The following is an 18305-nucleotide window of genomic DNA, read 5'->3' as shown; positions in this document are numbered from 1 at the left end:
CGGCGTTTTAAAGCTGCGCTGCGGCAGGCGCGCCGGCCAGCGTCGCCTGCTGGGCTTCGAGCAGGTCCAGCGCCCGCCAGGCGCTGGAGAAATGCTCGACGAGGAGCCGGCCGAGCAAAGCGCCGTCGCGCTTGTCGAGCGCCTCAATGATCGCCTCGTGCTGGTTGCTGACGAAGGTCCAGTCCTTCCGCTGCATGATCGCGAGGTAGCGCACGCGGTGCAGGCGCAGATTGAGCTGGCCGTGCACTTCGATCAGCGAGGCGTTGCGCGACGCGCCGATGATGCCGAGGTGAAAGGCCTGGTTGGCGCGGAAATAGCCGAGCTTGTCGCGCCGTTCGAAGGCCCCGACCATCTCCTGGTGCCAGCGGTGGGCGGCATCGATATCGGCCTGCACGGCACGCTCGCAGGCCACCTGCCCGCCAAGCCCCTCCATGGTCGAGTAGACCCGCAGCAGGTCGCGCAGCTGTTCCACGCTCGGATTGGCGACAGTCGCCCCGCGGTTCGGGTGCAGGTCGACGAGCCGCTCGACCGCGAGGATCTTCAGGGCGTCGCGCAAGGGCGTGCGCGACACGGCGAGCTCCAGCGACAGAGGCTGCTCGCGGACGCGCTCCCCCGGCTTCAGCTCGTCATGGATGATCAGCTCGCGCAGATGGGCTGCGATCTGCTGGGGCAGCGGCTGGGCCGCTACACGTCGCACTGAGGCTTCCAGCATCGGCAGGCTGAACGGCACCGTCACGCTTCCGCCTCCATTTTCGCGCCGCTCCCGGCATCCCCGATTCCCTGCAAGATCATACTCACTCTTCAGGCAACCGGGAGTTGTCCGCCTGAACGGACGATCCATTCGGTGCGGAGAATTTTTTTCCGAAAATTGCGCGTCAAAGAGAATTGACGACACGAAACTTAGCTGTCTTGATTATTGTATGCAATCGACAAAAGTAGGGACACGTCAAGTCCGACGTTCCTCCCCTGGTTCTGGTCGATGCATGTCCGGCATGGCGGCTGCGCTCGGGGGCAACGAACGATGCGGCGGATAGACGGAATTCCAGGCGTTCTTCTCGGCCTGTGGTCGGTGGCCGCGGTGCTGGTCCATCTCTATTTCGCCGGCACCGGCTACCCTGAGCCGCTGGAGCTCGCCGCGATCCATCTGGCGCTGTTCGTGCCGCCGGTCTTCCTGCTCTTCCCCGCGACCCAGCATTCCCCAAAGAGCCGGCCGAGCGTCCTAGACCTCGTGCTGGCGATCTGCGCCTTCGTGCCGAACGTCTACATCTATCTGAATCAGGAACAGATCTACGAGCGCACCAGCTTCATCGATCCGTTGACGCCGGTGCAGTACGTACTCGGCACGATCATGGTCGCGACCGTGGTCGAGGCGACGCGACGCTCGATCTCCTACACGCTCGCCGGCCTCGTCCTCGCGGTGATCGGCTACATGGCGATCTGCCACCTCCTGCCGGGCGCCTGGTATTATCGCGAGTTGCCCTTCGCCCACATCACCGAGATCAACTTCCTCTCGGTCGGCAGCGGTCTCTATGGCTCGCTGACAGTGATGAGCGCGACCATCGTCGCCTCTTTCCTGATCTTCGGCTCGCTGATGCAGGCGAGCGGCATGAGCCGGCTCTTCGGCAATTTCGGTGCCCTCACGGGCGGGCGCTTCACCGGCGGGCCGGCCAAGGTCGCGGTGATCTCCTCGGCCCTGTTCGGCACGATGAGCGGCTCCTCCGTCGCCAATGTCGTGGTCACCGGCTCGATGTCGATCCCGCTGATGAAGCGGCTCGGCTTCCGGCCGGTCTTCGCCGCCGGAATCGAGGCGGCGGCGAGCGTCGGCGGGCCGCTGGTGCCGCCGGTGATGGGCGCGGCCGCCTTCATCATGTCGGAGATGATCGCCGTACCCTATTCGGCGATTATCGTCGCGGCGGCGATGGGCGCAGCGCTCTACTACGTCAATATCCTCGCCGCGGTTCACTACGAGTCGAAGAAGCTCGGCATCGGCGCGATCCCGCGCCACATGCTGCCCAGCCTGTCCGACCTCGCGCGCGACGCCCATCTCGTCCTGCCGCTCGCCTTGCTGGTGACGATGATGATGATGCGCTTCTCGCCCTATCTCGCTGCCTTCTGGGGGACGATCGCGACAGTCGTGGTCGCGGCGCTACGCAGCCATACCCGCATGGGGCCGCGCGAGCTCTTCATCGCGCTACGCGACGGCGGCTTCCTGATCTCGATGATCGCGGTCGCGGTGACCTCGGCCGGCATCATCACCGCGGCGCTGACCGCGACCGGCCTGCTGCTCGCCTTCACCGGCATGATCAAGGCGGCGGCCGGCGGCTCGCTGCTGCTGCTGGCGGTGCTGATCGCCGGCACCTGCCTGTTCCTCGGCGTCGGCATCCCGACGACGCCTGCCTACATCATCACCGCCGCCATCGGCGCGCCGCTGATCGCCGAGCACGGCGTGCCGCTGATCGCGATCCATCTCTTCATCTTCTATTTCGCCGTCCTCGCCGACGCCTCGCCGCCGGTCGCGCCCGTAGCCGATGCAGCGGCGACCATCGCCGGCGCCCCGCCGATGACGACCGGCTGGTATGCCTGCCGCTTCGCCCTCGGCGGCTTCGTCACCGGCATGGCCTATATCTACGAGCCGGGCCTGATCCTCGAAGGCTCGCTGTTCAACATCGTCTCGACGGCCATCGCGCTCGCGACCGGGCTGGTGCTGATCTCGGCCGGCCTCGTCGGCTACACTTGGGGGCCGTTGCCCGCCTGGCTGCGCCTCGCCTATGTCACCGCCGGCAGCCTGTGCTCGCTTTGCTACGTCGTGCCGGTCTGGCAGCGCGGGCTCGCCGGCATCGCCCTGGTCGGCGCCACCATCCTGATGAGCCGCATCGCGATCGCGCGCGGCACTGCGCCCGCGCTCAAGCCGGCGCTGGTCAGCCATGCCGAAGGAGAACTGCGTTGAACGAGCGGAAGAAGACCTATTACGGCGTGAGCGTCGGCATCCTGATGGTGCGCTCCTATTTCGAGCGCTTCCTCGGCGATATCGGTCATGCCGGCACCTGGGACTTCCCGGTGCAATACCGCATCGTCCATGACGCGATCCCGGCGCGGATGACCGACCTGCACAATGTCGACCTGCTCGACAAGTTCAAGGCGGCGGCGCAGGAGCTGATCGACGCGGGCGTCGACGGCATCACCACCACCTGCGGCTTCCTCTCGATCTACCAGCGCGAGCTCGCCGAGTTCTGCAGCGTGCCGGTCGCGACCAGCGCCCTGCTGCAGGTGCCGATGGTCGAGCGCCTGATCCCGGCCTCGAAGCGCGTCGGCGTTCTGACCTACAACGCGGCATCGCTGAGTGGGCGCTATTTCGAGGGCGTCGGCGTCGCCGCCGACACCCCGGTCGTCGGCATGCCCGCCGATAGCGAGTTCGTTCGCTCGATCCGCGACGGCGACAACAGCGTGCCCTTCGACACCTTGCGGGCCGAGGTGCTGGAGGCGGCCGGCCGCCTACTGCGCGAGCATCCGGATGTCGGCGCGATCGTCTCCGAATGCACCAATCTTACGCCCTACAGCGCCGATATCGTCGATAAGTTCGGCGTGCCGGTCTATGACGCGGTCTCGCTGGTGAACTGGTTCCATGCTGGCTTGCGGCCGCGCCGCTTCCGCCAGGACGAGCGCTGAGACGCGCCATGGCAGCGGGCACCGAGATCGCGATCGTCGGAGGCGGGCTGGTTGGCGCCGCGATCGGGCTCGGTCTCGTGCGTGGCGGGGCGAGCGTCACCCTCTATGACGAGGGCGATGTCGCTCACCGCGCCGCCCGCGGCAATCTCGGCAATGTCTGGGTTCAGGGCAAAGGGTTGGCGAGCCCGCCCTATGCCGAGCTGACCCGCCGAGCCGCCTTGGCGTGGCGCGGTTTCGCCGCCGAGCTGACCGACGAGACCGGCATCGACCTGCGCTTCCGGCAGGACGGCGCCTTCTTCTGCTGCTTCACGCCCGAGGAACTCGACAAGCGCGCCGGCCAGCTCGAGGTGGCCGAGGTACGCTCGCAGATTCCGAGCGGGTATTCGCGCGCGAGCCTCGCCGACCTCCGGGCCGACTTCCCGATGATCGGCGAGGGCGTCGCCGGGGCGACCTTCTGCAGGCTCGACGGCATGGTCGACCCACTGCGCCTGCTGCGCGCACTTCTCGCCGCCTTCCAGAAGCGTGGTGGACGTTACGTGCCGCGCGCCCGCGTCGAGACCATCGCGCCGGCGGCCGGAGGCTTTCGCATCGTCGGCACATCCGGCCAAGGCCATGCCGATCGCCTCGTGCTCGCCGCCGGGCTCGGCAATGCAAGGCTGGCGCCGCAGCTCGGGCTGGAGGCGCCGGTGCGGCCGGTGCGCGGCCAGATCCTGATCACCGAGAAGCTGCGCCCCTTCATGCCGCGCGGCATCAGCTTCATCCGCCAGACCGCCGATGGCGGACTGATCTGCGGCGAATCCTCCGAGGAGTCCGGCTTCGATGAGGCGACGACGCGCAACGTGCTGCAGGACACGGCGCGGCGCGCCACCACCGCCTTCCCCTTCCTGCGCGATGTCAGGGCCGTGCGCGCCTGGGGGCGCGCTCAGGGTGATGAGCCCGGACGGGCAGCCGATTTACCAGCGTTCGGCCAGTCATCCGCAGGCCTTCCTGACCTCGGTCCATAGCGGGGTCACGCTCGCCCCCTTCCATGCCGGCCCGCTCGCCGACGCCATCCGCACCGGCGCACTGCCCGATGATATCGCCCTGCCCTTCTCCCCGGCCCGTTTCCATGTTCAAGCAACTCGCGCAGCCTGACCGGCCTCTGGTCGGCATCGTCCTCGCCGGTCGCGCCGTCAGCGCGCCCGAGGGCGAGATGCTGGCGGCCGTGCTGCTGCGCGAAGGCTTCGGGCCGCTCCGCACAACGCCCGCCGGCGGGCGCGAGCGCGCCGCCTATTGCATGATGGGTGTCTGCTTCGACTGCCTCGTCACCATCGACGGCCGCCCGAATCGCCAGGCCTGCCAGGAGCGCGTCCGCGCCGGCATCTCAGTCGAGCCGCAACAGGGCGCGGCCCTCCTCCCAGTCGGCGGGAGCAAGGCATGAGCGCGAACGTCGATCTCGCCATCATCGGCGCGGGACCGGCCGGCATGGCGGCGGCCATCACCGCCCGCCGGCACGGGCTCGTCGTCGCTGTGAGCGACGAGCAGCCGGCTCCGGGTGGCCAGATCTTCCGGTCTGTCACCGAGCCGGCCCCACTGCCGGCTTTCGTGCTCGGCCCCGACTACCATGCCGGACGGACGCTGGCGGAGCGCTTCCTTGCCTGCGGCGCCGACTACCGGCCGAGCTCGCTGGTCTGGCAGGAGGAGAAGGGCACGCTCGACCTCACCGGTTCCGACGGCCCGCAGAGCCTCCAGGCGAAGCGGATCATCGTCGCGGGCGGGGCGATGGAACGCCCCTTCCCTATTCCCGGTTGGACGCTGGCCGGCGTGATGACGGCCGGCGCGGCCCAGATCCTGCTCAAGACCGCGTCCAGCGCCGCGCCCGGCGCCGTCTTCGCCGGCAGCGGGCCGCTCATCTATCTCGTGGTGGCGCAATATGCCCGCGCCGGCGTGCCGGTCGCCGCCCTGCTCGACACGACGCCGCGAGGAGCGCGATTGAAGGCGCTGCGCCATCTGCCGGGCGCGCTGATGGCACCGTCCTATCTGCACAAGGGCTTTAGCCTGCTGGCGGAGATCAGGCGCGCCGGCATCCGCGTCGTGCGCCATGTCGAGGTGCTGCGGATCGAGGGCGAGAGCGCCGTCCACAGCGTGCGCTGGCAAGCCGGCGCCGAGCACGGCGAGATCGCGACCGAGACGGTCTTCCTGCATCAGGGCGTGATCCCCAACGTCAATCTCGCCATGGCGCTCGGCTGCCGCCATGTCTTCGACGAGAGCCAGCGCTGCTGGCGGCCGGAGCGTGATCGCTGGGGCCGCTCGAGCCGCAACGACATCCTGATCGCCGGCGATGCCGGCGGCATCCTCGGCGCCTCCTGTGCGGAGCTCACCGGCGAAATCGCGGCGCTCGCCGCCATCGCCGATCTCGGCCGCCTAACGCTGGACGCCGCGGAGCGTGAAGCCGCTCCGGCCTTCGCCAGGCTGCGGCGGGAGAGCGCGATCCGACCCTTCCTCGAAGCGCTCTACCGGCCGGCGCCGCAATTCCTCGCCCCAGGCGACGACGACACGCTGCTCTGCCGCTGCGAGGAGGTCACGCGTGGAGCAGTCGCCGCGGCCGTCGCCGAGCAGTGCCAGGGGCCGAACCAGCTCAAGGCCTTCACGCGCGCGGGCATGGGTCCCTGCCAGGGACGCATGTGCGGCCACAGCCTCGGCGAGACGATGGCGGCCCTGACCGGCCGCTCGCCGTCCGAGATCGGCTATCTGCGCATCCGCATGCCGGTGAAACCGGTGACGCTCGGCGACATGGCCGGGCCGATCGAACAAGGGAGGAACGCAGCATGAGCAGCAGGCCGAAGCCGGTTTCCTACGAGGAAGCCTCGCCCGAAGCGCGCGCCGTGATCGACGACATCAAGCGCAGCCGCAATCTGCCGGACGTCAACGATTTCTGGAAATACCTCGCCCGCGATCCCAAGACGCTGAAGCGGACCTGGGAGAGCATCAAGGAGGTGATGGCGCCGGGGGCGCTCGACCCTTTGACCAAGGAGCTGGTCTATCTCGCGGTCAGCGTCACCAACAACTGCACCTACTGCATCGCCAGCCACACCGCCGCCGCCCGCAAGGCCGGGATGAGCGAGGAGATGTTCGCCGAGCTCGTCGCGGTGATCGGCATGGCCAACGAGACCAACCGGCTGGTCGCGGCCTATCGCGTGCCGGTCGATCCGGTCTTCGACTGAGCCCGGCGATGACGAGCGACATCCAGGCCCGCCTCGCTGCGATCGGGACGCCGACCCTGTCGAGCCAGTTGATCAAGCACGGCTTGCGCCAGAGCTATCTTGCCGGCCCGCGCCGGCTGGTCGGCGAGAACGCTGTCTGCGGCCCCGCCTTCACGCTGCGCTTCGTGCCGGCACGCGACGACAAGGCGGTGCCGGCGAGCTACGGCTGGCCCGGCGCCCTGCCGGCCGCGATCGATGCAGCCCCGCCCGGCAGCGTCGTCGTCATCGATGCGCGCGGCCATCCCGCCGCCGGCACCGTCGGCGACATCTTCGCCGACCGGCTCAAGCTCAAGGGCGTCAGGGCGATCGTCAGCGACGGCGTCGTGCGCGACCTGCCGGGTCTGCGCCAGGTCGGGTTGCCGGTCTGGGCGAGCGGCACCGCCTCCCCGCCCTCGATCGGCGGGCTCAGCTTCGCCGGCCGGGGCGAGCCGATCGGCTGCGGCGACGCCGCGATCTGGCCGGGAGACCTGATCGTCGCCGACGAGGACGGCGTCCTCGTCGTCCCGCCCGAACTCGCCGGCGAGATCGCCGTCGGCGGCGAGAAGCAGAACCGGTTCGAACTCTGGGTGCAGAAGCGCGTCGCCGCCCGCGCGCAACTCGTCGGCCTCTACCCTGCCGACGAGAGGACACTCGCCGAGTTCGAAGCACAAGACGCCGCCTGAACCCCAACCCTCATATCGAACGGAGCCTCACGGATGTCACGCTTCCTCCCGCGTCTCTCGCTGCTGGCGCTCATCGGCGCCGCCCTCGCCGCCCCGCTGCCGGCCGCGGCCCAGAGCAAGAACCTCGAATGGACCTCCGGCTCGCCGGGCGGTGCCTGGTTCACCCAGACCACCGGCGTCTCGACCCTGGTCATGGAGGCGAACCCCGGGGTCAACATCCGGATCGTCCCAGGTGGCGGCAAGGACAATCCGAGCAAGATCCAGGCCGGAATCAGCCAGATCGGCATGGGGATCGACTTCCTCAGCGCCGCCGCCCTGAAGGGCGAGGAGCCCTACAAGCAAAAGCACGACAAGCTGCGCACGCTCGGCTCGACCGGCGTCGACGTCTATTTCATGATCTATGTGCCGGTGGAGGAGAAACGCTCGCTCGCCGAGATCCTCGCCGATCCCAAGCTGACCATCGGCGTGACCTCGGCCGCCACTTCCGAGCACCTGACGCTGCAGCGCGCACTCGAGCACTACGGAAATTCCTTCGCTAAGATCCGCGCGGGCGGCGGCAAGGTGGTGATCTCGGCTTATGGCGAGCTGATCCAGGGCTTCAACGACAACCAGTTCAGCGTGCTCTGGACGGCAGGCGAAATCCCATCGGGCCTGGCGAGCCAGATCGTCGACGGCCGCCGCAAGGTGAAGTTCGCCGCCTTCCCGGCGGAGCTCCAGAACGCCCTGACGGACAAGTTCGGCTATTCGAAGGGCACCATCCCGGCCGGCACCTTCCCGGAGCTGCAGAGCGGAGACATCTCCGTCTCCTCGATGGGCAACATCTACCTGGTCTCTTCGGAGCTTCCGGACGATTTCGTCTATGCGATGACCAAGGCGATCATCGCCAATAAGCCACGCTTGGCGAACATCTACCAGGCCATGGGTCGCTACGACCCCGCGACGGCCTGGAAGGCGCAGCCAGTGCCCCTGCATCCGGGTGCAGAAAAGGCCTTCCGGGAGGCTGGTGTCCTGAAATAGCGGGGATAGCCGGTCCGCCGCCCTGGGAGAGGCCGCAGTTTGCGTCCTCTCCTACGCTGCCGATGTATCGAGTCGGAGAAGCAAGCTAGCCCGCAATTTCGCAGAGCGGTTGGATGATTTCCGCAAGATTTGCCATTCCCACGGTAAGGGTTTGGTTGTTCCGAAACTTAAATTTCGAAGATCTCTAAATCCGGCAGCTTGAAACCTGGTATTGGGCACCTCAGCGCAGAGGCGGCAGTTGTCCCAACGTCATAGCTTCGGATGTCCGCTTCTGCGCGATAAGCTAACGTCCGCAACTGACGGATATCGTTGAAAAAGTCGGCCTGCGAGCGAGTCGATCACGAGCTGCGATTTGCCAGCGAGGGCTTTGGCCCTTCACGCGGCCTTGACCTGCGGCCCGTCCGACAGAAGCTTTGCGAGCTTCCTGAGGTTCTGGGCTGCTGCAGCGAGATGGAATTCGTTTCTGGCCATGTCGCGAGCGCCCTCGTGGATCGAGCGCAGGATCTTGCGAGCCGGCGTGTTGGGCGAGCACTGCGGCTTCAGTGAGCAAGCGTCGCAGTCGAATTTACTGACGCGGTAGCGCATGAAGCCTTCGGGGTCGACACCGTCGCGGCCAATGCTGAGGCGCCTGCGATACTGGTGAAGCTCCTTCCCGCCCGGGCAGGTGTAGAGATTGTAGGCGTGATCATAGGTAAAGTCGGAGCGGCTGAAGGTGCCGTCGCTGGGCTGGGGTTTGTCGAACGCCGGAATGTGCGGCTCGATCCCGCGCTCGTGCACCATCCAGGCGAGGTTCTCGGCTGAGCCATAGGCGCTGTCAGCAGCTAATCTGGCCGGCCAGAGCCCGAAGCGCTCCTGCGTTCGGTCGAGCATGGCCGGGCCGAGCCGACTTCGGCCTGCCGGATGGCGCGACTGGCCTCGACATCGACGATGACAGCGTGGTCAAGGTCGATCAGATAGTTGGTAGTGTAGGCGAAGAAGGCGTGCCCCTTCAGGGCTCCAGTCCATTGTGCCGCTGGATCAGAGCGCGAGACGAACTTCGGCTTTGCCTCGCTGGCCGCGCCCCAGGCGGCCTCGTCGAGCGTGTCGAGATACTCGCAGACAGAGCGACGCGTCCGGGCGAGATCGTCCCAGTCGACCACTTCGGAGGCCTCCGCCGAGCGCTGCTTATTGGCATCGGCCTTGATCAGACTGGCATCGACCGCGAAGCCCTCGCCGCCGACAAGCCCCTCCGTGATGCAGCATTTGCTATGACAGTAGGGCCGATTTTTGTCGATTTCGGCTGGTCTTCCGAGTTGAAATAATAGGATCGAGTGCGGCCTACATCGAGTGACGGCTAGGAGGTCCAATGTCGGCTTTCGGGTAATCGCCGAATGCCCGGGGTGGCGCCAAGCTGATGCATGCCATGGCATCGAACAAGCGCGGCTAATGGCGCAAAATCCACTTAACCCCGATCATCGTCGCCGAAATTCTGCTCAAGTCGATCCAAGTCCGAACGTGCATTTGATATCTTGGCGTCGTCTGAGCCGCAGGCGCTCAGGCTACCCATCATCTCGCTGAATCCTGCTGTCTGGGCGACCTCCGTTGCGGACAAGACATGGCGCAGATTGCAACTTTCCGACTGGAATTCAGGTCTACGGCTGCCCAGCGATAATGGCTTTCGTGAGCGCGTTTGCGCGGGCACTGCTATCTGCAAAGGCCGCTCGGCCATCACTGCGAGCTCAGTCGGCTGCTCCAGTCCCGAGCTTTCGAACTGCTGATGCGACGATTGGGATTGTGTTTCGCTCGCGGCGGCGACGACGCTCTGATGATCCCCACGCGAAGCAGCAGCTGTGCGCGCGCGCTGCCCTGCGGCGTCAAGCTCCTCCACCCAAGCCATCAAAGTTGGCAAAACTGGCGTGCTTAATACCGAGCGCTGATGCCGCCGATATGGCTGATCGCGATAGTGTCGAATCTTTGTGACTTCGAACGACCTCGAATTCTTCACCATCAGGATCGCGGTCCGCGCCGACATCTCGCGCAGCTCGACAGGCGAGCGCAGCGGCCTGGAGGTATAGTGTGGCGCCCAGGCGCGGGGCGCGAACAGCCCCTGCCCCGGCCGGATCACGGGTGTCTTGTAGACCTGGGTGGTGTCGCCCAGCATTTCCGAGACAAATTCCGACGTCTCGAGATCGTTGATCTGGATGAACAATTTGACCTGTGAACCCGAGACCGTCGTAATCCGGGTGTTCTTGCCGTAGAGCTCGTCGAGCTGGGCGAGGTCCTGCAGGATCAGGCACATGCGGAAGCCGTAGCCGGCACTGATCGTGATTTTTGAGATCAGCGCGTCCATGCGCCCGACATGATAGAACTCATCGAGCATGAGCAGGACCTGATGCGGCTCATCGGCGCCAGGCAGCCGCGCCATCAACATGTCGTGGATCTGCTGGAACAGGATACGGATCAGCGGCCGGAAGATCGCGAGTTCGGCGATGGTGCAGCCGATGAAGATGGTCATCGGCCGGCGCCGCAGCTCCCGGATGTCGAAATCCGACGTTTCTGTCGCCGCTGCGATGAGCCCGTTGTTCCAGAGCGACATCGCCATGTTCAGATTAAAGACGGCCGAGTTCCGGGTTTCGGGCTCGAGCGCGATGTACTGGTTGAAGCTATCGGTGACCCAGCTCGGCAGATGAGCTTTTTCCTTCTCCACGATGGCGCGCAGGACCGACGAGATGTCCTTGCCGGTGGTGGTCATGCGCGCGACCGAGCGCATGTGCTGGGCCTGTGCGGTCAGCGGCGAGCTCAGCACGTAGCCGATTAGGGCCGAGAGCAGCAGGCGGCCGGCGCCTGCCCAGGTGTCGTCGGCCTTTTCGGGCATGATGAAGGAGGCGACGACGAGGCAGTCAGTCGCCATCAACTCGTCGCGGCGGACGAAGTCGAGGGGATTGTAACGATGGGTGTCGCGCGAGCCCGGTGAGAACATGAAGACGTTGTTGCCCATCTGCTCGCGATGGCCGGCGAGCGCCTCGAAATTCTCGCGCTTCGGATCGAAAAACACGGCCGACCCCTGCCAGAGATAGCCATTGGGCAGGACGAAGCCGGTCCCCTTCCCCGAGCGCGACGGCCCTACGACGAGAATGTGAGCAGGCTCATCGGACCGGATCGTGACGCCGCCCATCGTGCCGAGAATGATGCCCTGCTTTCCGGTCAACCCCTGTTTAGCTGCCTCGAGCAAGGTGCCGAAACGCGCGGCGCCAAAGGGCATCTGGCGGCGGTTGATATAGCCGAAAAGCCAGCCGCCAAGCCCGAGCGCGATGACGCCGCCCGCCGCGATCCCGGCGCGGATGAGCGCCTCACTTTGCGTCGCCGGATAGCCAAGCCGCGCCTGAAAATGGTTCCAGGCAATCAGGGCGAAGCCGGCCGAGCGATCGGCATTCTGCATCCGGAACAGCGCCCAACGACTGGCCCCTTCGCTCGGGAACCGCGACGGCGCCCAGCGCCAGGCGACGACGATCTCGTAAGCCAGGCTCCAGAGCAGGAAGAAGGCGAGGATCCCAAAGAGGGCGATGCCTGCCCTATAGAGATGGACGCGCAGCACGGCCGCCTCCCCGCCGCTTGAGGCTCGCCTGCCACTCCGCCATCCGCGAAAAATAGATCGCCGACGTGCCGCGCCAGCCGCCGATTTTCGTCTGCTGGATGACGATGGGCAGGACAGACTGGATGTAGGCGACGATCTCATCGCGCCTCAAACCCAGCCCTGCCTGCATCACCATCAGCGCGAGCTGCTCGAAGGCGCCCTGCGGACTATCGGCATGGACAGTGGTGATTGAGCCGGGATGGCCGGTGTTGATGGCGCGCAGGAAGGAATAGGCTTCCGGCCCGCGGATCTCGCCGAGGAAGATGCGATCAGGTCGCAGCCGCATCGAGGCTTGCAGCAAGGTCTCGACCGTGACGCGGGCCTCGCCCTGATCACCCTTGGAGGCGACGAGTGCCAGATGGTTGGCCTGGATCGGGCGAACCTCACGCGTATCCTCAATGGTGATGATCCGCTCGTCGGCCGGCACCTCCTTCAGGATCGCGTTCAGAAAGGTGGTCTTGCCCGAGGAGGTGCCGCCGGCGAGCAGGATCGAATAGCGACTGACGACCGCGAGCCGGATGAAGTCTTCGATCTTGCCGTCGTCGAGAAGTGCACAGAGCTCGCGATCTACGTCCGAAAATTCGCCAGCCGTCGCGACCTTGACCCGGTCGAACGAACCGAGCTTGCGATAGTCGCCAAGCCCCATCTCCTTGATCACCTGCTTGCGGATGGCAAAGGCGCCGCCACCCGTCGTCGCCGGCGGCAGCACCCCTTGAAACCGTTCGCCGGTGGCGAGCGCTGCTGAGAGTAGCGGATGCTCCTCATTGACGCTCTGGCCGGAATGGCCGGCAACGCGCTCGTTGAGATGGCGGATTGCGGCCGCGGTCAGCTCAGGCAGGTCGTAGCGCTCCATCGCGGCTTGCCCGAAACGCTCGACAAAGATTTCGCCGGGACCATTGGCGCAGATCTCGACGACCTGATCGTCATCGAGCCAGGCCCGCAAAGGAGCGAGCGCCCTATCGAGGAAGACGGGCCGATGCAGGCTGATTGCGTTCACGACGAAGCTCCCTGAGCGCTTCCTTGACCGGGTCGGGATAGAGCGCAGCAAAATCGAGATCGCGCCGCACGAACACGGTAATGCGGGTGCCTTGGTCGAGATGGATCGTGGGCGGAATGTTGATCGAGTTTTTCAGCGCCTCCTGGGCGATGTTGGTCAGGGTCTGCGAGACGTTTTGCGCCGCAATCTGGCGCGCCTGCAGACCCTGATTGGTGCCGCTCGCACCGATCTGCGTGGTGGTGGTGAGGCCCGTGACGGGATCGGTTGTCGTGATCGTCGAGCCGTTGCCGTTGTTACTGTCGGACTGGCCGTAACCGCTGAGGAACTGCGAGACGCCGCCGACGAGGCTCAGCACGACCGCCGCGCCGAAGCGCTCAAGATAGTGGTTGTCGACGAAGCCGGTGTTGCCGGCGCGGCCGAGCTCGTCGGCGCCGTTGGAGCCGAGCTGAACGGAGACGCCGTCCGAACGCAGCAGACGGCTCCAGACGATGAAGACGCGGGTCTGGCCCTGGGCGAGGCCCGATTTGTATTCCCCGACGAGGCGACTGCCGGCCGGAATGATGATGCGGCGGCCGTCGAACGACCAGACATTCTCGGCCGTGACGGCGCGCACCATGCCCGGCAAATCGCTCTGCACGGCGGTCTCCAGCACGCCGCGAATGGTCGTCCCCTGCGCGACCAGCGCATCGATGCGATCGTTCTTCGTGGCCTTCGCAGTTTCGACGCCCGCGCTGGCGACCGAAGCCAGAAAGCGCCGGTTCGGATCGGTTTCCTGCTCGGCGCTGGCGCGGGCGGCGCTACCGTCAGGTGCTGCAGCCAGAGCGCCGGCATTGCCGCTCGCGTCGGTGATGACCTGCGGCGCGCGCAGGCGCTCCCATTTGCGCCGCTCCTCCTCGAGGCGCTGGCGTTCGAGTTCTGCGAGGCGACGGGCCTCGTCGTCATTGGCGATGCTGGGCGGCGGAAGGAACTCCGGCGGCGGTGGCGCCGGCAGGGCCTGCGGCGGCGCGACCGGCGGCGGTGGGATCGAGGGTTCGGGGGTGACCGGAGCGGGCGGGATCACGATCGTTCCCTGCCCTGTCTGGGGCCTTGGCGTCTCGAGAGACGGGGCCGGATACTGCGTCGTCCGGAACTCTTCGGTGTCCGGCGCGGTCATATTCTTGGGACCCTGCCGGAACGAGGACGAGATCATCCAGGCCGCGATGAGCAGGGCTCCAACCGGGACACCAATTCTCAGGAGATTGCCGATCGCGGTCGGCGACCGCGCTACGGCGGTGGCGGCCGCAGCCTCCAGCTCGATCGAGCGATACTCTTCTGGTCTTGGCATCTCCCCTCCCCTTCAGCGCTTGGCCTGGCCGACGCGCTGCGGTGCATAGGGCTCGAGGCCCGTCGGTTCGCGGAGATTGCTGGTGCGGCGGTTGAACAGGCAGGTCGATTCCTGGCCGTTGCGCAGCGTCCATTGCGCGGCGACCTTGTCGACGACGACGAACGGCCCCTCGTTGCGATGATTGACCAAGGCCTCGTTGCGCTCGCCATCGACGCTGTAGATCGCCGGCGTCTCGCCCTCGAACCGGAACCAGGTCTTTGTGCCGTCGTCGAAGACAGCCAGCGGCTTGTTCACCGATGAGCCCTTATAGGCATAGTCGCTGTTGGCATTGGCGATGTTGAGATCCTTGAGGTTTGGGTTGGCGGCGCGCTCCTTTGCGACGGAGAGCAAGCGCGCATCGGCCTCGTCGTCGGGAAAGCGGAACCGGACGGTGTAGAGCTGGCCTTTCGGCGGCCGCTCGTTCGAGCGCAGCACGAAGGAATAGACCCGCTTGTCGGTGACGATGTTGAGGTTGGACTGCGCGTTCTTCTCGACCGGCTTCAGGAAGATGATGTTGCCCTTGCGGTTGGGCTCGACCTTCCAGGCGATCGAATCGCCGATCGCCAGCGTCTCGATCTTCTCGCTGTCCTGGAAGACGATCATGGTCGAAGTGCCATAGGTCGCGTCGATCGCCGTGACGTTGTCGCGGTTGTAGACGATGTCGCGAATGCGTGGATCGGTCCGGCCCGGCGCCGGCACCGCCTCGGACCAGACCGGCGCGTGCGAGGCCGAGAGCCACGCCGCCGCGAGGAGGCCACGCGAGATCAAACGGACGTCCATCATGATCGGGGCGATCCGACGGTTCCGGGCGACGGTGCGGTTTCCTGATCGCGGCGATATTCTAGCGTCTGGAAACCGAGGGGATTGTCGAAACGGTACTCGTTGCGCATCGGCGAGGCCGTGTAGCGGAAGCGCAGCAGCGAGACCCAGTTGCGGGTGGTGATCGAGGTTGCCGACTTCTCCTCGGTCGAAAAGCGCACCAGTGCGGTGCGATTGTTCGGAAAGGACACCGATTTGATCGCGACAGAGATAACCGTGTTGGCCCCGAGCAGCCTGACGGGGTTTTGCGGATTGGCCGGCGAATAAATCTCGGTGAGCTCACGCGCGGCTTCGCCAGTCGCCAGCAATTGCGCGAGGTCAAAGTTGTCCTTGAGCGCCTTGGGATCATAGGTCTCGCGCGCCTTGATGTAGCGCACGACGTTGAAGGTCGTGACAGCCTCGTCTTGGCTCAGTGGCCCCTCAGCCATCGGCCGCTTGACCTCGACAAAGCCCGTCGTCTTGTCGACGACCACCATATAGGGCTCGTAGGTCTTCAACGGCACGAGCAAGGCGAGCGTGCCGAGGGAGGCCAGCGCGACGATGGTCATGATCGTCGCGACGATCCAGGCGATCGCGCGGGAATTGCGGTTTCGGCGCGCAAGATCATGCTCCCAAGTGACGCCATCGGCGAAATAACGAGGATCGAGCTTCACTGCGGGTTCGGTGGAGGTCGCGTCGCTCATGAGTTCGCCCTCGTGCTCGGCCGAGCACCGGTCTCTGGGTTGCTGATCTGCGCGGCCAGGCGTTGGAATTCAGGCGATTGCGCCCATTGGTTCGAGCGCAAGCCGACGCGGGCGCGCTGACTGGCCGAGAGTTCTTCGCGCCGCGAGAGCGATCCGGGGTTGAACGGGTTACGGATAGCTGCGCCTAGGGCATAGGCTGCGCGCGTCGCTCGGTAGCCGGTCGCGTTGGCGTAGAACGCGCCAATGCGCGGTGCTCCAATCGGGAAACCGCCGGCGATCGCGGCCGCGACGTTGTTGATCTGGGCGAGCAGCAGGATGCCGATAATCGCGAGCAGCACGACGGGTCCGATCGTCGCCCAGGTCGCATTCCGGGAGGCTGCGACGCCATTCAGCGCATCGACCGATTGCTGGATCAGCGAGACGTAAAAGGCCAGAAACGCATAGACCAACACCTGCACCACGAAATACTGCACCAGCGCGCTCATCCAGCCGCTGAAGAAGCGGCTGGTGACGCCGAAGAACAGGAGCAGGATGAAGATCGGCGCCAGCGCGAGCAGCAGCCACATGAACAGTTTTGAGAGCACGATCAGGAAGAGCGCGAATCCGATCAGGATCGCCATCACGACATAAAAGACGGCGGCAAAAATGTAGGGGCCCCAGTTGGTGATGCCGGCATTCTGCAGGAAGGCTTCGGTCGCGTTGTTCGTGGTGTTCCACATGTTCTGCAACGCGTTCTGGACGCCGTTGACCGAGGTCAGATTGGCGGACAGGCCCGTGCTGTTGGCCGAGGTCACAGCGCTGAGCAGAGCATTGCCGATTGCGGACGGACCGTCGTTCATCAGCCGATAGGCCAGCGTCTGAAAGTCGCTCCAGCTCGTCGCCATGGCGTAGATCAGGAAGGCGCGAAACAGTCGAAAAGCATGGTCGGCCGGACCGCCCGTCGCCGTGCCCTGCCAGATGCCGACACCCCACAGGATGACGTAGAGCGTCAGCAGGAGGCCTGCGACGCTGGTCGCGCCGCCCTGCGTCACCGCGTTCGAGAGCGCCTGATAGGCGGTCGAGACATAGTTCTGGCCGATCTGATCGACCTGCGACAGCAGCGTGGTGATGGAGAAATTGCCCATGCCGGCGGCTCAGATCGGCTGCATCGGACCGCAGGGGTCGATTGATGCGAACGGCTCTGGCAAGGAGGGTGTCGCGGCGTAGGCTAAAGGCTGACCGCTTTCGTCAGGGCCGCACGGCGCCTTCAGCGGCTTGTAGGCGCAGGCCGAGAGCATGAGCCCGAGCGTGATTGCGCCCAGGATGATCGCGAGATGCCGCTTCATCGCGAAGGATCCTTCGGGGACGAAAACGTCATGGCGCGAGAAGCTGCCTCGGCATCGGCCTGCGGCGCGACCTGGGCAACGGGCTCCTGCGGCATGACCAGCCGACCGATGGTGACGATGCAGGCCAGCACGGCAACCGCCAGGCTCGATGCTACGACAAAATAGAAGACGGGTCCGCGACCGAGCATGGTGACGTTTCCCCTCAGCGCTGCGAAAAAACCATGGCGCGGGCGGCAGCCGATTCCGACGCGATCCGATCGAGGTTTTGCTGGTTTGCCGCGGCGGCTGCGTTGTTCACGACGCCGGTGAGTTCGTTGATCGTTTGCCCGGTCTGGACCTGGATTTGCGTGTTCTGATCGACGCTGCCCTTCAGATCCTTGGCCTGGCCGATCTGCTGACCGCCCTGGACGAAGGCGCTCGAGCGCGTCTGAATCGCGCCTTGGGTCGAGTCGATCAGTCCCGACAGCGTCGCCGCGACATTGACCGCATTGGAATAGGCCTTGTCCGATGGATGCGATTGGCCGCCTGTCAGGCCGGTGATCGTCTTCACCAATTGCAGGCCGTTGATCAGCCCGGAGACGATGTTCTGAGAGGTCGAGCCCATGCCGGTGAAAGAGAGCGCACCGCCCGAAATCACTGAGCCCAGCGAAGGCGCTTTCGCCATGGAGAATCCACCGCCCAGCGCCATCTGCGCGAGACTGCCCTGAGCGTCCGACGTCTTGTCGCCTGTGACAGCCTCCAGCGTCTTCTTGGTGAACTGCAGTATATCGCGATCGGCCTGCAGGATCTGCTGGGTGTGAGTCGCGATCTCCTGCGCCTTGGCGAGGTTCGCATTGTCGATGACCGGCACCCCCTGGGCATGGCACAGGTTCGGGCCGAGGATGACGATGCTCGCAAGAACTGCGATCCGCATGACAA

18 protein-coding genes and 1 pseudogene are annotated in these 18305 nt (G+C 65.7%); 8 read left to right on the top strand and 11 right to left on the bottom strand.

Annotated features, from left to right (window positions below):
• Positions 1-7: 7 nt before the first annotated feature.
• The gene (locus QO058_RS30770; protein ID WP_284173256.1) at positions 8-736 is read right to left on the bottom strand and encodes a GntR family transcriptional regulator; all 729 of its coding nucleotides are present in this window, start codon (positions 734-736) and stop codon (positions 8-10) included.
• Positions 737-1021: 285 nt separating this feature from the next.
• Between QO058_RS30770 and QO058_RS30765 the strand changes: the two genes are divergently transcribed.
• The 8 genes from QO058_RS30765 (at position 1022) to QO058_RS30730 (ending at position 8587) form a co-directional block, all read left to right on the top strand.
• Positions 1022-2947, top strand: coding sequence for a TRAP transporter permease (locus QO058_RS30765; protein ID WP_284173255.1), 1926 nt, complete (start codon positions 1022-1024; stop codon positions 2945-2947).
• A complete protein-coding gene (locus QO058_RS30760) occupies positions 2944-3666 on the top strand; it encodes an aspartate/glutamate racemase family protein (protein WP_284173252.1) in 723 nt (240 codons plus the stop codon). The genes QO058_RS30765 and QO058_RS30760 overlap by 4 nt, the downstream gene beginning before the upstream one ends.
• Before the next feature lie 8 nt (positions 3667-3674).
• A complete protein-coding gene (locus QO058_RS30755) occupies positions 3675-4670 on the top strand; it encodes an NAD(P)/FAD-dependent oxidoreductase (RefSeq protein WP_284173250.1) in 996 nt (331 codons plus the stop codon).
• Positions 4671-4774: 104 nt separating this feature from the next.
• Positions 4775-5086 (top strand): (2Fe-2S)-binding protein, encoded by a 312-nt coding sequence (locus QO058_RS30750; RefSeq protein WP_284173248.1) that lies wholly within the window; start codon positions 4775-4777, stop codon positions 5084-5086.
• On the top strand, positions 5083-6477 hold the full coding sequence (locus QO058_RS30745; RefSeq protein WP_284173247.1) for an FAD/NAD(P)-dependent oxidoreductase: 1395 nt from the start codon (positions 5083-5085) through the stop codon (positions 6475-6477). The genes QO058_RS30750 and QO058_RS30745 overlap by 4 nt, the downstream gene beginning before the upstream one ends.
• Entirely contained in the window at positions 6474-6869 is a 396-nt protein-coding gene (locus tag QO058_RS30740) for a carboxymuconolactone decarboxylase family protein (RefSeq protein ID WP_284173245.1), read from the top strand. Before QO058_RS30745 ends, QO058_RS30740 begins: the two co-directional genes overlap by 4 nt.
• 8 nt (positions 6870-6877) lie before the next feature.
• Positions 6878-7570, top strand: a complete 693-nt coding sequence (locus tag QO058_RS30735; protein WP_284173244.1) for an RraA family protein — start codon at positions 6878-6880, stop codon at positions 7568-7570.
• Between the two features lie 33 nt (positions 7571-7603).
• Complete coding sequence (locus QO058_RS30730) at positions 7604-8587, top strand: TAXI family TRAP transporter solute-binding subunit (RefSeq protein WP_284173243.1); 984 nt, start codon at positions 7604-7606, stop codon at positions 8585-8587.
• A gap of 375 nt (positions 8588-8962) precedes the next feature.
• Here the strand turns inward: QO058_RS30730 and QO058_RS30725 are convergent.
• The 10 genes and pseudogenes from QO058_RS30725 to QO058_RS30680 all read right to left on the bottom strand — a co-directional run.
• A pseudogene (locus QO058_RS30725) lies at positions 8963-9825 on the bottom strand (transposase); the annotation flags it as partial.
• 203 nt (positions 9826-10028) lie between these two features.
• Positions 10029-12161, bottom strand: a complete 2133-nt coding sequence (locus QO058_RS30720) for a type IV secretory system conjugative DNA transfer family protein (RefSeq protein WP_284173242.1) — start codon at positions 12159-12161, stop codon at positions 10029-10031.
• A complete protein-coding gene (gene virB11, locus QO058_RS30715) occupies positions 12139-13197 on the bottom strand; it encodes a P-type DNA transfer ATPase VirB11 (RefSeq protein ID WP_284173240.1) in 1059 nt (352 codons plus the stop codon). The genes QO058_RS30720 and virB11 overlap by 23 nt, the downstream gene beginning before the upstream one ends.
• Complete coding sequence (gene virB10, locus QO058_RS30710; RefSeq protein ID WP_284173239.1) at positions 13157-14521, bottom strand: type IV secretion system protein VirB10; 1365 nt, start codon at positions 14519-14521, stop codon at positions 13157-13159. The genes virB11 and virB10 overlap by 41 nt, the downstream gene beginning before the upstream one ends.
• A gap of 12 nt (positions 14522-14533) precedes the next feature.
• Positions 14534-15343: a P-type conjugative transfer protein VirB9 gene (gene virB9 / locus QO058_RS30705; protein ID WP_284173238.1), complete on the bottom strand. Its 810-nt coding sequence runs from the start codon at positions 15341-15343 to the stop codon at positions 14534-14536.
• Positions 15340-16062, bottom strand: coding sequence for a VirB8 family type IV secretion system protein (locus QO058_RS30700; protein ID WP_284173237.1), 723 nt, complete (start codon positions 16060-16062; stop codon positions 15340-15342). Before QO058_RS30700 ends, virB9 begins: the two co-directional genes overlap by 4 nt.
• A complete protein-coding gene (locus QO058_RS30695) occupies positions 16059-17186 on the bottom strand; it encodes a TrbL/VirB6 family protein (protein ID WP_284173236.1) in 1128 nt (375 codons plus the stop codon). The genes QO058_RS30700 and QO058_RS30695 overlap by 4 nt, the downstream gene beginning before the upstream one ends.
• Before the next feature lie 9 nt (positions 17187-17195).
• The gene (locus QO058_RS30690) at positions 17196-17387 is read right to left on the bottom strand and encodes a hypothetical protein (RefSeq protein WP_284173235.1); all 192 of its coding nucleotides are present in this window, start codon (positions 17385-17387) and stop codon (positions 17196-17198) included.
• Positions 17384-17575 (bottom strand): hypothetical protein, encoded by a 192-nt coding sequence (locus QO058_RS30685; RefSeq protein ID WP_284173234.1) that lies wholly within the window; start codon positions 17573-17575, stop codon positions 17384-17386. Before QO058_RS30685 ends, QO058_RS30690 begins: the two co-directional genes overlap by 4 nt.
• Before the next feature lie 14 nt (positions 17576-17589).
• Complete coding sequence (locus tag QO058_RS30680; protein ID WP_284173233.1) at positions 17590-18300, bottom strand: type IV secretion system protein; 711 nt, start codon at positions 18298-18300, stop codon at positions 17590-17592.
• Positions 18301-18305: the final 5 nt, after the last annotated feature.

Origin of the sequence: Bosea vestrisii, from assembly GCF_030144325.1 — a bacterium.
GTDB lineage: Bacteria > Pseudomonadota > Alphaproteobacteria > Rhizobiales > Beijerinckiaceae > Allobosea > Allobosea vestrisii_A.
Note: the sequence above shows the minus strand (reverse complement) of the source record. Positions and strands in the feature narration are given on the sequence as shown.